This is a genomic window from Stutzerimonas stutzeri (assembly GCF_009789555.1).
GTDB classification, from domain to species: domain Bacteria; phylum Pseudomonadota; class Gammaproteobacteria; order Pseudomonadales; family Pseudomonadaceae; genus Stutzerimonas; species Stutzerimonas stutzeri_R.
Genome location: NZ_CP046902.1, coordinates 3685461 through 3697748 on the forward strand (window position 1 = coordinate 3685461; position 12288 = coordinate 3697748).

A 12288-nucleotide genomic window follows, 5' to 3' on the forward strand; every position below is an offset into this window, starting at 1 on the left:
GTGAGCCTGTCTCCGGCCCTATAGATGCGACCCTCGCGGGCTACGACCGTTCACCCGGTGCCTACTTCGGTGGACCCCAGCCTCCGTCGATAAGGAAAGACGTCGATCACCTTGCCGTCGCTGATGGCTCGTTGAAGGCCCTTCCAGTAATCGGCGTCATACAGCTCACCGTGCAACTTGGCGAACAGCCGGCGTTGTTTGATATCGGCGAACAGAAAGCGCGGGAATTCTTCGGGAAACACATCGTTCGGGCCTACCGAATACCAGGGCTCGGAGGACATTTCGTCTTCCGGATAGCGCGCCTCGGGTATGTAGCGAAAATTCACTTCGGTGAGAAAACAGATCTCGTCATAGTCATAGAACACGACGCGCCCGTGCCGGGTCACGCCGAAGTTTTTCAACAACATGTCACCCGGAAAGATGTTCGCAGCGGCGAGCTGCTTGATTGCCAGCCCGTAGTCTTCAAGCGCCTGTTCGACCTGTTGCTCGCTGGCGCTCTCCACATACAGATTCAACGGCGTCATTCGCCGCTCGGTCCAGCAATGGCGCACCAGCACGGTTTCGCCCTGCACTTCGACCGTCGACGGAGCGACCTCCAACAGCTCCGAGAGACACTCCGGATCGAACTTGGACGCGGGGAAGCGGAAATCGGCGAATTCCTGCGTATCGGCCATGCGCCCAACGCGATCGACGCTCTTTACCAGCCGGTACTTCTCGATGACGGTGGCCCGGTTGACCGTCTTGGTCGGTGAAAACCTGTCCTTGATGATTTTGAACACCGTATTGAAACCCGGTAGCGTGAACACGCTCATGACCATGCCACGCACCCCCGGGGCCATGATGAAACGATCATCGGTGGTGGCCAGGTGATTGATCAGGGCACGGTAGAATTCCGATTTACCGTGTTTGTAGAAGCCGATCGAGGTGTACAGCTCCGCGATGTGCTTGCCCGGCAGAATGCGCTTGAGGAAACCGATGAACTGCGCCGGAATCGGCACCTCGACCATGAAGTACGAGCGCGTGAAGGAAAAGATGATCGAGACTTCCGCTTCGTCGGTGATCAGCGCATCGGCGACAATGCCCGTGCCCTCGCGGTGCAGCAAGGGTATGACCAGCGGCCATTGTTCGTCCCGGGTAAAGATCCGCCCTACCAGATAGGCCCCCTTGTTGCGGTACAGCACCGAACGGAACAGTTCCGCCGTCAGTTCAGGGTCCTTGCAGACCCAGTCCGGCAACGTCTCGTGCAGTTGCGCTTGAAGACGCAGCAAGTCGCCATCCAGGTCGCCGAAGGGTACCGCGAACGAGAAATCGTCGAGGATCTGCCTGAGCGTGCCGTGCAGATCACCGTCTGGTTGGTAGCGGCGCGTCTGTGCCACACGCTCATGGCTGCGGCTCGATGGCCGGGTGGTATGGATGAACATGGTTTCGTCGCTGATGCAGTCATGGCTGAACAGCGCACAGAAGATCGAGTTGTACCAGGTTTCGGCCAGCTCATCGTCGAAGCGTGGGTTGATCAGGTCGATATAGGCGCTTTTGATCTGCGGCCAACGAGCGACATCCAGCAGGACGTCCTGAGCGAAGACCGTGCGCAGGCCCGTAGCCGTCTCCCCTACCTTAAGTTCGTACAGGTTGATGCGCTGCGCCGAGGCGTGCTGGGCATCCTGCCATTGCGCACGTTCGAAGCGCGCCCGCGCGCCTTCGGTAATCAAACGGAAGTGTTCACGGTAGTCATCGAAGCCCAGCAGGATCTGCCGCGCTATTTCCGCGTCCGGCGATTTCGGCACCATGCGATCCCCCAGCGACCAAAGCCTGAGCTTATCCAGCGATTGTCCGCATTGAAAGGGCCTATGGCGGGACGCAAGCGGTTTGAAAGCGCGATTCGACTTGCCCGATGTCGAAGCCTCGCCAACACTGGGTTGTCCGTCATCGGAGCCCGACCATGCGTTCTTCGGATTTCCTGCGCCTGATAGCCCTTGCGGCTATCTGGGGCGCCAGCTTCCTATTCATGCGAATCATCGCACCGGAGCTCGGGACCTTTCCCACGGCATTCTTTCGCGTGCTGTTCGCGTGCCTGGGCCTGCTGGCGATCGTCATGATGATGCGTATCGGCTGGGATTTTCGGGGAAAGCTGAAGCTGTGCCTGGTGCTCGGGATGATCAATTCCGGCATCCCGTTCGCGCTCTATGCACTGGCGGCGCAGTTTCTGCCCACCGGCTATTCGGCCATTTTCAACGCGACCACCCCGATGATGGGTGTGATCATTGGCGCAATGTTCTTCGCCGAAGCGCTGACGGTGGCGAAAATGCTCGGCGTATTGTTCGGCCTGAGCGGTGTCGCCCTGCTGACCCGCACCGGCCCCGTGGCGTTCGACGCGCAGCTGTTGATAGGCGCATTCGCGTGCCTGGGTGCGACCGCCTGCTATGGACTCGGTGGTTTCCTGACGCGGCGCTGGATCAACCAGCACGGAGGGTTGAGCAGCGAGCTGGTGGCCTTCGGCAGTCAAGCGGGCGCTGCGCTCTGTCTGTTGCCGTTGTTCGTCCTGTCGCTGCTGGCAGCACCGCCTGTCTCCTGGGGTAACGGCACCGTCTGGCTCAGCCTTGTCGGGCTCGGCATCGTCTGTACCGCTTTCGCGTACATCCTCTATTTCCGACTGCTGGCGGATATCGGCCCGGTCCGAACCCTGACGGTCACCTTCATCATTCCGCCGTTCGGTGTGCTTTGGGGCGCTCTGTTTCTCGACGAACCGCTGGACTGGGCCTACGCCTATGGCGGCGCCCTGATCGCCGTCGCGCTCTGGCTTGTACTGAAGCGGGCCTCGGCCACCCCCGTGGCGGCACCCGCCCCCGAGGCGCCTAGTGACGGTTCGGCGCTGGTCGGAACACCAAAACCAGGCCCAGTACGATCAGCACCATACCCATCAGACTGAGCGGCGCCAGCCGGTTACCGAACACCCAATAGTCCATCATCGCCGTCACGGCCGGTACCAGATAGAACAGGCTGGTCACATTGACCAGGTTGCCTTGTGCGATCAGCCGATACAGCAGCAGGGTCGCTGCGACCGAGATCACCAGCCCCATCCAGAGCACCGACAGCCAGAAACCCGGCGTGTATGCGACGTCCATGGGCTGGAACGGCACGAACAACGAGCAAAGCAAGAGCCCGGCGGCATATTGCAAAGGCATGGCGCGAAGCGGGTCACGCTGGGCTCGCTTCTGCATCATCGAACCCAGCGTGATGCTCAGCAGCGCGAGCAAGGCGCAGGCCATACCCGCGATGGACAGTCCCTCCATGCCGAGGCTTTGGTACACCACCAGAACGAGCCCGCTCAAACCGAGCAGCAGACCGAACAGACGCAGGGGCCGCAATTTCTTTCGTTCCACCAGCACGGCCGTGAGTATCGGCTGTACACCGAGCACTGTCGCCATGACGCCAGGCGTCACCTGCAGATCCAACGCAAGCAGATAGAAGATCGGGTAGCTGCCCAGCAACACCAGACCGGTTGCCAAGGCAGCCCCGCGTGCTTTCCAGCCTTCGGGCAAGGACAGCGACGCCAGCCTCGCCACGACCATCACGGCGGCCAACGCGATCAGGAAGCGAACCAGCAGAAAGGCGAACGGCGAGGCATACATCAACCCCCATTTCGACACGATTGCACCGCTGCTCCAGAGCAGCACGAACAAGGCTGTCGTCGCATGGGCGACCAGCGAATTGCATGAACGGAACATCATCCTGCCACCTTTGAAATAGGCATGCGAAACCGCGCCAGCCAGTGGCGAACGCAGTGACGGAAGGGCCGGCGAACCGGCGTGACTCAGGCCAGCGCGGGCGGCGGTGGCGGAGCCAGCAGCAAGTCCGGCGGCGGACTCGCGAGGCGGCAGGGAGGCGCGATTGGCATGTGCCCGCGCGCTGCATGAGCGCCCGCAGCGGACGGGCGCTGATGACCAGTGGCGATGCGGCAATGGGCGTCGTTCATACCAATCTCGATACGGCAGGTATCCAGACTATAGCGGTGCCGCGCCGAATCCGCCAAGGCGGGCCGGCGCTGCGGTCGTCACTGTTGCAGTTCCTGCTCACCGAACATATCGGCGAACAGCATCGAGGACAGGTAGCGCTCGCCGGAGTCCGGTAGGATCACGACGATATTCTTGCCCTGCATTTCCGGGCGCTCGGCCATCCGCACGGCTGCTGCCATGGCGGCGCCGCAAGAGATGCCGCAGAGAATTCCCTCTTCGCGCATCAAGCGTAGCGCCATGGCCTTGGACTCCTCGTCACTGACCTGCTCGACCTGATCGACGATCGAAAGATCCAGATTCTTTGGCACGAAACCGGCGCCGATGCCCTGTATCTTGTGTGGGCTGGGCTTGACCTCCTGCCCGGCGAGCGTCTGAGTGATGACTGGCGAGCTGGCGGGCTCGACTGCCACGCTGAGAATCTTCTTGCCCCTGGTGTTCTTGATATAACGCGAGACGCCAGTGATGGTGCCGCCAGTGCCGACACCGGACACCAACACGTCGATGTTGCCTTCGGTATCGTTCCAGATTTCCGGGCCGGTGGTTTTCTCGTGAATGGCCGGATTGGACGGGTTCTCGAACTGCTGCGGCAGGTAGTAATGCTCGGCGTCGGATGCGGCGATCTCCTTGGCCTTCTCGATGGCGCCCTTCATCCCTTTCGCCGGATCGGTGAGCACCAGTTCGGCACCGAGCGCCTTCAACACCTTGCGTCGTTCCAGGCTCATCGAGGCCGGCATGGTGAGCACCAACTTGTAGCCCCGCGCGGCGGCAACGAACGCCAGGCCGATGCCGGTATTGCCGGACGTCGGTTCGATGATGGTCATGCCGGGCTTGAGCAGACCGGTCTTCTCGGCGTCCCAGATCATGGCCGCGCCGATTCGGCATTTGACCGAATGTGCCGGATTGCGGCCTTCGATCTTGGCCATGATGCTGACGCCTTTGGGCCCCAGCCGATTGATCATGACCAACGGCGTGTTCCCGATGGCCTGTGCATTGTCAGCAAAAATGCGGCTCATGACAGTGTTCCTGCGAATGAAAAAACAGATTGATGAGCCTATGCGCACTCTTGTGGCGCGTCCAGCCGAACTCACCGCTACGACGCACGGTCCACCCACAAGGAAACACTTCATCGACGACTCCTTCGACCAGAACACGCCTGCCATGAAAACACGCTACCGAACCCCGCTGTGGATACTCCTTTCATTGGCGCTGCTGCTGTTGGTCGCTCACCTGGCCCTGCCTTATCTGGTGCTCAACTACCTGAACGACAAGCTGGCCGATATGGGTGAGTACCGCGGTCACGTCGATGATGTCGATCTGGCTTGGTGGCGCGGCGCGTACCGGGTCGACGGCTTGCTCATCGAGAAGAAGAACGAACAGGTCCAGGCGCCGTTGTTCAGCGCTCCCAGCATCGATATCGGCGTCAGCTGGCGAGCACTCTGGCAAGACCGCGCCCTGGTGGGCGAGGTGACGCTGGAACAACCAACGTTGAATTTCGTCGATGGCGAGGATGCCGACGACTCACAGACCGGGGAAGGCGTCGACTGGCGGCAGCGGCTCGAAGAGCTGATACCGTTCACCCTGAACGAACTACGGGTCAACCAGGGGCAGCTGTCGTTTCGCAATTTCGCCTCCGACCCGCCCGTTCATATTTATGCCAGCGCCATCAACGCCAGTCTTTACAACCTGACCAATACCGAAGGCAGCGAGCAGGGTCGCGTCGCAACCTTCGAAGGAGCGGCCAGTTTTCTCGACCATGCGCCGATGGAAGCCACGGCGAACTTCGACCCCTTCACCAATTGGCAGGACTTCGAAGTGAACCTGCGCCTGACGGGCGTCGACCTGACCAGGCTGAACGACTTCAGCAATGCCTACGGCAACTTCGATTTCGCCGGCGGCACGGGCGATCTTGTCCTGGAAGTCGAGGCGAGGGACAGCGAGCTGTCCGGCTATATCAAGCCCTTGTTGCGCAACGTCGAAGTGTTCGATTTCGAGCAGGACGTGGAAAACGAAGACAAAGGCTTCTTCCGAGGCATCTGGGAAGCCATCGTCGGTGGCAGCGAGGAAGTGCTTCAGAACCAGAGCAAGGACCAGTTCGCAACCCGTGTCGAGTTGTCCGGCAGCACCCGGAACACCGAGGTGAGCCCGTTTCAGGCCTTCGTCGCGATCCTGCGAAACGCCTTTGTCGAAGCATTTTCGGCGCGCTTCGAACGCTCATTGAGTGAAGACGAGGAATAAGCGCACGGGTGGATTGCACATGCCCATTCAGTGACTGAATGATCCGCTCGCGTTCACACTAAAGGGCCCATCCCTTATAGTCGATCGTCTAACCACACATGAAGCGCCTGCGTGCCAGGCCCGATCAAGGAATTCCCGATGAAGTTCGAAGGTACCCAGTCCTACGTCGCCACTGACGACCTGAAACTCGCGGTCAACGCGGCCATCACACTGGAGCGCCCCCTGCTGGTGAAGGGTGAGCCGGGCACCGGAAAAACCATGCTGGCCGAGCAACTGGCCGAATCCTTCGGCGCCAAGCTGATCACCTGGCACATCAAGTCCACCACCAAGGCCCACCAGGGGTTGTACGAATATGACGCGGTGAGCCGCCTGCGCGATTCGCAGCTGGACTCCGACCGGGTCCACGACGTGCGCAACTACATCAAGAAGGGCAAGCTGTGGGAAGCCTTCGAGGCCGAGCAGCGTGTCATTCTGCTGATCGACGAAATCGACAAGGCCGATATCGAGTTCCCCAACGACCTGTTGCAGGAACTCGACAAGATGGAGTTCTACGTCTACGAGACCAACGAAACCATCAAGGCCAGGCAGCGGCCGATCATCATCATCACCTCCAACAACGAAAAGGAGCTTCCGGATGCATTCCTGCGCCGCTGCTTCTTTCACTACATCGCATTCCCTGACCGGGAAACGCTGCAGAAGATCGTCGATGTGCACTATCCGAACATCAAGAAGGACCTGGTCGCCGAAGCCCTCGACGTGTTCTTCGACGTCCGCAAGGTCCCTGGATTGAAGAAGAAGCCGTCCACCAGCGAACTGGTCGACTGGTTGAAGCTGCTGATGGCCGACAACATCGGCGAGGCCGTGCTGCGCGAACGCGATCCGACCCGGGCGATTCCGCCGCTGGCCGGTGCCCTGGTGAAAAACGAGCAGGACGTGCAATTGCTTGAACGTCTGGCGTTCATGAGTCGTCGCGCCAGCCGCTGAATGGCGGCGGTTCCGAGCGGAGCCGGCCGCCTCACTTACTGGAGGAAGAGCCATGCAAACGCATACTGGTAGTTGCCTCTGCGGTGTCGTGCGGTACCGCATCGATGCACCGATCAACGAGCTGACCCATTGCCATTGCAAGATGTGCCGCAAGGCGCACGGTGCTGCATTCGCAACCTATGCGAGCGTGCCGCTGGAGGCGTTTCACTTCTTGTCGGGCAAGGACCAGTTGGGCGTCTTCCACTCCTCCGAGCACGTGACGCGCACGTTCTGCATTCGCTGCGGATCCAACCTGCAATTCGTCGACAACCGCGAGCACGAGCTTGGCGTTGCGGCCGGGACGCTCGACTCGCCCCTGCCGGTCCCGCCGCAGGAACACATCTTCGTCGACTCCAAGGCGGACTGGTACGACATTCGCGACGGACTTCCGAAACACGACGAAGACCTCTGACCATCACAAATGCACGGCGCCGCCACCATGGCGCGCCCGAGGTTCTGCCATGCTGCTTGGCCTGTTCAATGAGATGCGTGCCGCCAAGGTACCGGTGTCGGTACGTGAGCTGCTCGATCTGATCAACGCGTTGAAACACAACGTGATCTTTGCCGATATGGACGAGTTCTATTTCCTCTCCCGGGCCATCCTAGTCAAGGATGAGCGTCACTTCGATAAATTCGACCGCGCGTTCGGCGCCTACTTCAAAGGGTTGGAGAACCTCGACCAGCACATCGAGGCGCTGATTCCGGAAGAATGGCTGCGCAAGGAGTTCGAACGCTCGCTCACCGATGAAGAGCGCGCCAGAATCGAATCGCTCGGCGGGCTGGACAAGCTGATCGAGGAATTCAAGAAGCGGCTGGAAGAGCAGAAGGAACGGCACGCCGGAGGCAACAAGTGGATCGGTACCGGCGGCACCAGCCCGTTCGGTTCAGGCGGCTACAACCCCGAGGGCATTCGCATCGGTGATGCGGGCAAGCGCCAGGGCAAGGCGGTCAAGGTCTGGGATCAACGCGAGTACAAGAACCTCGACGATCAGGTGGAACTGGGCACCCGCAACATCAAGGTCGCCCTGCGCCGTCTGCGCAAGTTCGCCCGCCAGGGCGCGCAGGACGAGCTGGACCTCGACGGCACCATCGACCACACCGCCCGCGACGGCGGCCTGCTGAACATCCAGATGCGTCCGGAACGGCGTAACGCGGTGAAACTGCTGATCCTGTTCGACATCGGCGGCTCGATGGATGCCCATGTGAAGGTGTGCGAAGAGCTGTTCTCGGCCTGCAAGACCGAGTTCAAGCACCTCGAGTATTTCTATTTCCACAACTTCATCTACGAATCGGTCTGGAAGAACAACTTCCGCCGCACCTCCGAGCGCACCTCGACCCTCGACTTGCTGCACAAATACGGGCCCGACTACAAGGTCGTGTTCGTGGGGGATGCCGCCATGGCGCCGTACGAAGTGACCCAGCCCGGCGGCAGCGTCGAGCACTGGAACGAGGAAGCGGGCTACGTCTGGATGCAGCGTTTCATGGAAAAGTACAAGAAACTCATCTGGATCAATCCCTACCCGAAGGACACCTGGGGCTACACCTCGTCCACCGGCATCATTCGCGAACTGGTCGAGGATCGAATGTATCCGCTGACCTTGAGCGGCCTGGAAGAAGGGATGAAATTCCTGGCGAAGTAAGACGCGGCAAGCGCCTGGCACGCAACCGCCGCGTCAGGCGCGCTCAGCGCTGCGTGCCGTCATTGACGCGGGCCGAGCGGGAGAGCCGACGCGAGCTGCGTGGCTTTCGCCCGAACAGGACGCGCCGGATCAGCAGCAATACGCTTTCGGCAATCCAGGCCAGTAACAATGCACAGCACAGGCCCCAGGCGATTGCTTGCGGTGCCAGCAGGACCTGGAAACGATAGCTGCTCCAGACCTGACGGCGCATCGTCTGATCGGCGCCAGCGAGCACGTGCCAGGCCTGCGCATACCAGGGGCCTTGCATGATGCGCCACTCCCGGTCCAGCAGGCGCGCGCGTTCCACCAATGCCGCGACACTGCGCGCATCACTCTGGATAACCGGATCCTCGCTGGCACGATAGTGCTCGACCAGTGCACTCAGGTTACCCTCGAAGAAGCGTCCCGCGGTTTCCTGAAAGCCCACCAGCCCCTGCTGCGCCTCGAGTCGACGCGCCTCGACATGGTGCTCGTATGCCTGAATGAAGCCGGGTACCTGAACGCCGACCAGCAGGCCAAGGGCGAACAGTGTCAGTCGCAGATAACTTCGTATCATCACTGCACCTGCCCGCGTGCGACGCACTCGCCCAAACGCCACAGCGTCCATTCGCCCGGATGATGAACCCGCCATTGTTCGTTGTCGGTCAGTGGCTCGGTCGCCAGTACCGTAACGACATCGTCAGGCGTCGTTTCGGCGTTGAAATCGACGGTCAGGTCGGCATCCCTCAACTGCGCCGGGCCGAAGGGCGCGCGCCGGGTGATCTCGGCAAGCTTGGTGCTGCAGAAACTGAACAACCATTCGCCGTTGCTCAGCAGGCAGTTGAACACGCCCTTGGCGCGATAGCCCGCGCATGCTTCCAGCAAACCGGGCAGCACGTCTTCGGCTGCAACACGCTCGGGGAAAACGCCACGCACCCGGTTGAGCAGATCGCAGAAGGCCGCCTCGCTGTCGGTGTCGCCGACCGGCTGGTAGAAACCCCGAGCAGGGCTGAATTCGGCGAGCTGCCCGTTATGGGCGAAACACCAATGCTGGCCCCACAGTTCGCGCACGAATGGATGCGTATTGACCAGCGCGACCTTGCCGACGTTGGCGTGACGGATATGTCCGATCACCACCTCGCTCTTGATCAGATAATGCTGGACCATCTTGGCCACCTCGGACTCGCAACTGGCCACCGGGTCCTGGAACAAGCGCAGCCCGCGGCCTTCGTAGAAGGCGATGCCCCAACCGTCCTTGTGCGGCCCGGTGCGCCCACCGCGCTGCATCAGTCCGGTAAAACTGAAGTGAATGTCGGTCGGTACGTTGGCGCTCATGCCGAGCAGTTCACACATGCATGATCTCCGTTGTGTCCCTGTTCAAATCAGGTGGCCAGGCGTCGCGCTGATCGCTGCGCTCATAGCCGGGGTTCGGTCCGCGCCTGGTACCCTCCGACGGGACGATAATCGTCCTGGTCGTCCTCATCCAGCCGCTCGCGCAATGTACGGGGATCATCATCCTCGCTGCGAGCGGCCTCGCGTCGCTGTTTGAGGCGGCGTTCGATGGGCCAGCGCAGCGCCACCAGTACCGCATAGAGCGCGAACGCGACAAGCCCGTAGAGCGCCAGGTCCGCAACCGCTCGCCAGGCGTTGTTGCCCACCTCGAACAGGACATCCAGTGCGGTGATGGCCACTGCCGGGGCGAACAGTTCCCGAGCGGGGTCGACGATAGTGGGCGTCAGCAGCACAACGGCGACGATCAATCGCAGCGGCTCGCGCAGCCAGCGCCACAGGGCCCGTGTGACACGAAACCACACCAGCAGGCATCCGAATGCGGCAATTGCATAAACGGTCCAGGCAAGCAGGTAATCATTGGCGAATAGGAACATGACGGTCTCTCGGGTAGGCCAGTGCGCTCACCAGCGCTCGATGCCGCGCATGATAACAGCCACGCGTCCGCTGGCTGCGAGTTCGCGATGCGATGACGCGCTGGCCATGATGCATGTAACGCCGTATAAACGCTCAAAACAAAACGCTAGAACGCCCCAATTGCGTGCCAAGAAGCCATACTTGTCACACGGATACATCAGGAGAGTCATCATGACCTACCAACATATTCTGGTCGCCATCGACCTGACCGACGAATGCCACCCGGTCGTCGCGCGCGCCCAGGCCCTGGCCGCCGCAAGCGGTGCGAGGTTGGCACTGGTGCACGTCATCGAACCCATGGCCATGGCGTTCGGCGGCGATGTCCCGATGGACCTGTCGATGCTCCAGCAACAGCAGTTCGACCAGGCCCGTGAGCGGATGACCGGATTCGCCGACCGCTACGCCAGCCTGACGGCCGAACAACGGCACCTGGCCTATGGCCAACCTCGCCAGGAGGTGCATCGCCTGGCCAAGGAACAGGGCTGCGACCTGATCGTGGTCGGTAGCCACGGCCGTCACGGGTTGGCGCTGTTGCTCGGCTCCACCGCCAACGACATCCTTCACGGCGCCCCTTGCGACGTGCTCGCGGTACGCTTGAAGAAACCCGAGTAACCCAACGAGCGCGCCTGGGCCTGAGGGCTCAGGCCGTCTCAGCCCCCTCGCCTGCGCTCATGACCAGCGGCCTGATTTTTTTCAACTGGGTTTCCAGTGAATAGGTCAGGCTGGACGCCATCGAGAAGAACGTCAGAAACGCCTTGAGATTCGAGTCCGCGTGGCAGGTGTCGTGGATGCGCTGCCAGAACGCCTGATTGACCAGCTGCAGCTGCTGGAAAGACCGGACCAGACCGCGCAGTTCCCAGTCCGCGTGGCGCCCCTCGCGCAGGTTGAAATACTGGCGAGCCAGGTACAGCGAGACCGCGCGCAGCACGAACTCCTGATTGCTGGCGAACGGCAAATGCTGATGCGCCATCGGCTTGAGCTTGGCCAGTACCGGGCAGGCGCTGGTCGCCATGATCACGCCCAGCAGCGCCCGCAGCCCCTCCTCCAGCCCGACCAGTTTGGTGTACTCGCGTTCCGGCGTGCGCACCCGCACCTGCGCTTTCTTCACGGCCGGCAGCCCCTGGAAGTCCTCGATGACGCGGTACAGGTCGACCGCGGCGGGGCAATGGCTGAAGTTGTCCCGGCTCAGCGGGCAATTGTTGCATTGCTGATGTTCCAGGCGCGTCCACTTGGGCGCCTGCAGGGCAGCCTCGTGATCGTACGCACGGTCCAGTTCGATCCGATAGCTGAACTCATGCTCGTCGTCCAGGACGATGCGGTAATCAATTGCCATCTAAGCTCCGTCGAGAGTGCTGACAGGTGTCGCTGTTATCGTAGTGACAGGTTCAGTCGCGCCATGGGGACATCGAGGGCTGCTCCATGGCATCGATGGC

13 protein-coding genes are annotated in these 12288 nt (G+C 61.3%); 6 read left to right on the top strand and 7 right to left on the bottom strand.

The features are described 5' to 3' along the window. Window positions 1-50: 50 nt before the first annotated feature. A complete protein-coding gene (gene aceK, locus GQA94_RS16905; RefSeq protein ID WP_158189102.1) occupies window positions 51-1787 on the bottom strand; it encodes a bifunctional isocitrate dehydrogenase kinase/phosphatase in 1737 nt (578 codons plus the stop codon). 152 nt (window positions 1788-1939) lie between these two features. Between aceK and GQA94_RS16910 the strand changes: the two genes are divergently transcribed. After that, window positions 1940-2926, top strand: coding sequence for a DMT family transporter (locus GQA94_RS16910; protein WP_158189103.1), 987 nt, complete (start codon window positions 1940-1942; stop codon window positions 2924-2926). Here the strand turns inward: GQA94_RS16910 and GQA94_RS16915 are convergent. Both GQA94_RS16915 and cysK read right to left on the bottom strand, forming a co-directional pair. Beyond that, window positions 2853-3728, bottom strand: coding sequence for a DMT family transporter (locus GQA94_RS16915; RefSeq protein WP_158189104.1), 876 nt, complete (start codon window positions 3726-3728; stop codon window positions 2853-2855). The two genes, GQA94_RS16910 and GQA94_RS16915, sit on opposite strands and share 74 nt — an antisense overlap. A 323-nt stretch (window positions 3729-4051) precedes the next feature. Beyond that, complete coding sequence (gene cysK / locus GQA94_RS16920; RefSeq protein ID WP_158189105.1) at window positions 4052-5026, bottom strand: cysteine synthase A; 975 nt, start codon at window positions 5024-5026, stop codon at window positions 4052-4054. Window positions 5027-5171: 145 nt separating this feature from the next. Here cysK and GQA94_RS16925 point away from each other — a divergent pair, with 145 nt between their 5' ends. From GQA94_RS16925 to GQA94_RS16940, 4 genes are all read left to right on the top strand, one after another. Further along, window positions 5172-6248, top strand: a complete 1077-nt coding sequence (locus GQA94_RS16925) for a DUF748 domain-containing protein (protein ID WP_158190146.1) — start codon at window positions 5172-5174, stop codon at window positions 6246-6248. A 138-nt stretch (window positions 6249-6386) separates the two neighbouring features. Continuing rightward, the gene (locus tag GQA94_RS16930) at window positions 6387-7232 is read left to right on the top strand and encodes an AAA family ATPase (RefSeq protein ID WP_158189106.1); all 846 of its coding nucleotides are present in this window, start codon (window positions 6387-6389) and stop codon (window positions 7230-7232) included. Window positions 7233-7284: 52 nt separating this feature from the next. Next, entirely contained in the window at window positions 7285-7683 is a 399-nt protein-coding gene (locus tag GQA94_RS16935) for a GFA family protein (RefSeq protein WP_158189107.1), read from the top strand. 49 nt (window positions 7684-7732) lie between these two features. Then, complete coding sequence (locus GQA94_RS16940; RefSeq protein WP_158189108.1) at window positions 7733-8911, top strand: vWA domain-containing protein; 1179 nt, start codon at window positions 7733-7735, stop codon at window positions 8909-8911. A gap of 43 nt (window positions 8912-8954) precedes the next feature. Here GQA94_RS16940 and GQA94_RS16945 read toward each other — a convergent pair whose 3' ends face one another. The 3 genes from GQA94_RS16945 to GQA94_RS16955 form a co-directional block, all read right to left on the bottom strand. Continuing rightward, a complete protein-coding gene (locus GQA94_RS16945) occupies window positions 8955-9506 on the bottom strand; it encodes a DUF2937 family protein (RefSeq protein ID WP_158189109.1) in 552 nt (183 codons plus the stop codon). Continuing rightward, window positions 9506-10282 carry a class II glutamine amidotransferase gene (locus GQA94_RS16950; RefSeq protein ID WP_158189110.1) on the bottom strand — a complete coding sequence of 259 codons (777 nt, stop codon included), beginning with the start codon at window positions 10280-10282 and terminating at the stop codon, window positions 9506-9508. The genes GQA94_RS16945 and GQA94_RS16950 overlap by 1 nt, the downstream gene beginning before the upstream one ends. A gap of 62 nt (window positions 10283-10344) precedes the next feature. Then, window positions 10345-10815, bottom strand: coding sequence for an MFS transporter (locus GQA94_RS16955; RefSeq protein WP_158189111.1), 471 nt, complete (start codon window positions 10813-10815; stop codon window positions 10345-10347). Window positions 10816-11026: 211 nt separating this feature from the next. Here GQA94_RS16955 and GQA94_RS16960 point away from each other — a divergent pair, with 211 nt between their 5' ends. Further along, entirely contained in the window at window positions 11027-11467 is a 441-nt protein-coding gene (locus tag GQA94_RS16960) for a universal stress protein (protein ID WP_158189112.1), read from the top strand. Window positions 11468-11495: 28 nt separating this feature from the next. On the opposite strand, the gene GQA94_RS16965 is transcribed toward GQA94_RS16960, so the two are convergent. Further along, on the bottom strand, window positions 11496-12188 hold the full coding sequence (locus GQA94_RS16965; RefSeq protein WP_158189113.1) for a DUF6901 family protein: 693 nt from the start codon (window positions 12186-12188) through the stop codon (window positions 11496-11498). Window positions 12189-12288 lie beyond the last annotated feature (100 nt).

What these genes read in the sequence shown, in the direction of transcription:
- aceK (WP_158189102.1), bottom strand. Translation starts at nt 1,787, where the DNA reads ATGGTGCCGAAATCGCCGGACGCGGAAATAGCGCGGCAGATCCTGCTG.
- GQA94_RS16910 (WP_158189103.1), top strand. Translation starts at nt 1,940, where the DNA reads ATGCGTTCTTCGGATTTCCTGCGCCTGATAGCCCTTGCGGCTATCTGG.
- GQA94_RS16915 (WP_158189104.1), bottom strand. Translation starts at nt 3,728, where the DNA reads ATGATGTTCCGTTCATGCAATTCGCTGGTCGCCCATGCGACGACAGCC.
- cysK (WP_158189105.1), bottom strand. Translation starts at nt 5,026, where the DNA reads ATGAGCCGCATTTTTGCTGACAATGCACAGGCCATCGGGAACACGCCG.
- GQA94_RS16925 (WP_158190146.1), top strand. Translation starts at nt 5,172, where the DNA reads ATGAAAACACGCTACCGAACCCCGCTGTGGATACTCCTTTCATTGGCG.
- GQA94_RS16930 (WP_158189106.1), top strand. Translation starts at nt 6,387, where the DNA reads ATGAAGTTCGAAGGTACCCAGTCCTACGTCGCCACTGACGACCTGAAA.
- GQA94_RS16935 (WP_158189107.1), top strand. Translation starts at nt 7,285, where the DNA reads ATGCAAACGCATACTGGTAGTTGCCTCTGCGGTGTCGTGCGGTACCGC.
- GQA94_RS16940 (WP_158189108.1), top strand. Translation starts at nt 7,733, where the DNA reads ATGCTGCTTGGCCTGTTCAATGAGATGCGTGCCGCCAAGGTACCGGTG.
- GQA94_RS16945 (WP_158189109.1), bottom strand. Translation starts at nt 9,506, where the DNA reads ATGATACGAAGTTATCTGCGACTGACACTGTTCGCCCTTGGCCTGCTG.
- GQA94_RS16950 (WP_158189110.1), bottom strand. Translation starts at nt 10,282, where the DNA reads ATGTGTGAACTGCTCGGCATGAGCGCCAACGTACCGACCGACATTCAC.
- GQA94_RS16955 (WP_158189111.1), bottom strand. Translation starts at nt 10,815, where the DNA reads ATGTTCCTATTCGCCAATGATTACCTGCTTGCCTGGACCGTTTATGCA.
- GQA94_RS16960 (WP_158189112.1), top strand. Translation starts at nt 11,027, where the DNA reads ATGACCTACCAACATATTCTGGTCGCCATCGACCTGACCGACGAATGC.
- GQA94_RS16965 (WP_158189113.1), bottom strand. Translation starts at nt 12,188, where the DNA reads ATGGCAATTGATTACCGCATCGTCCTGGACGACGAGCATGAGTTCAGC.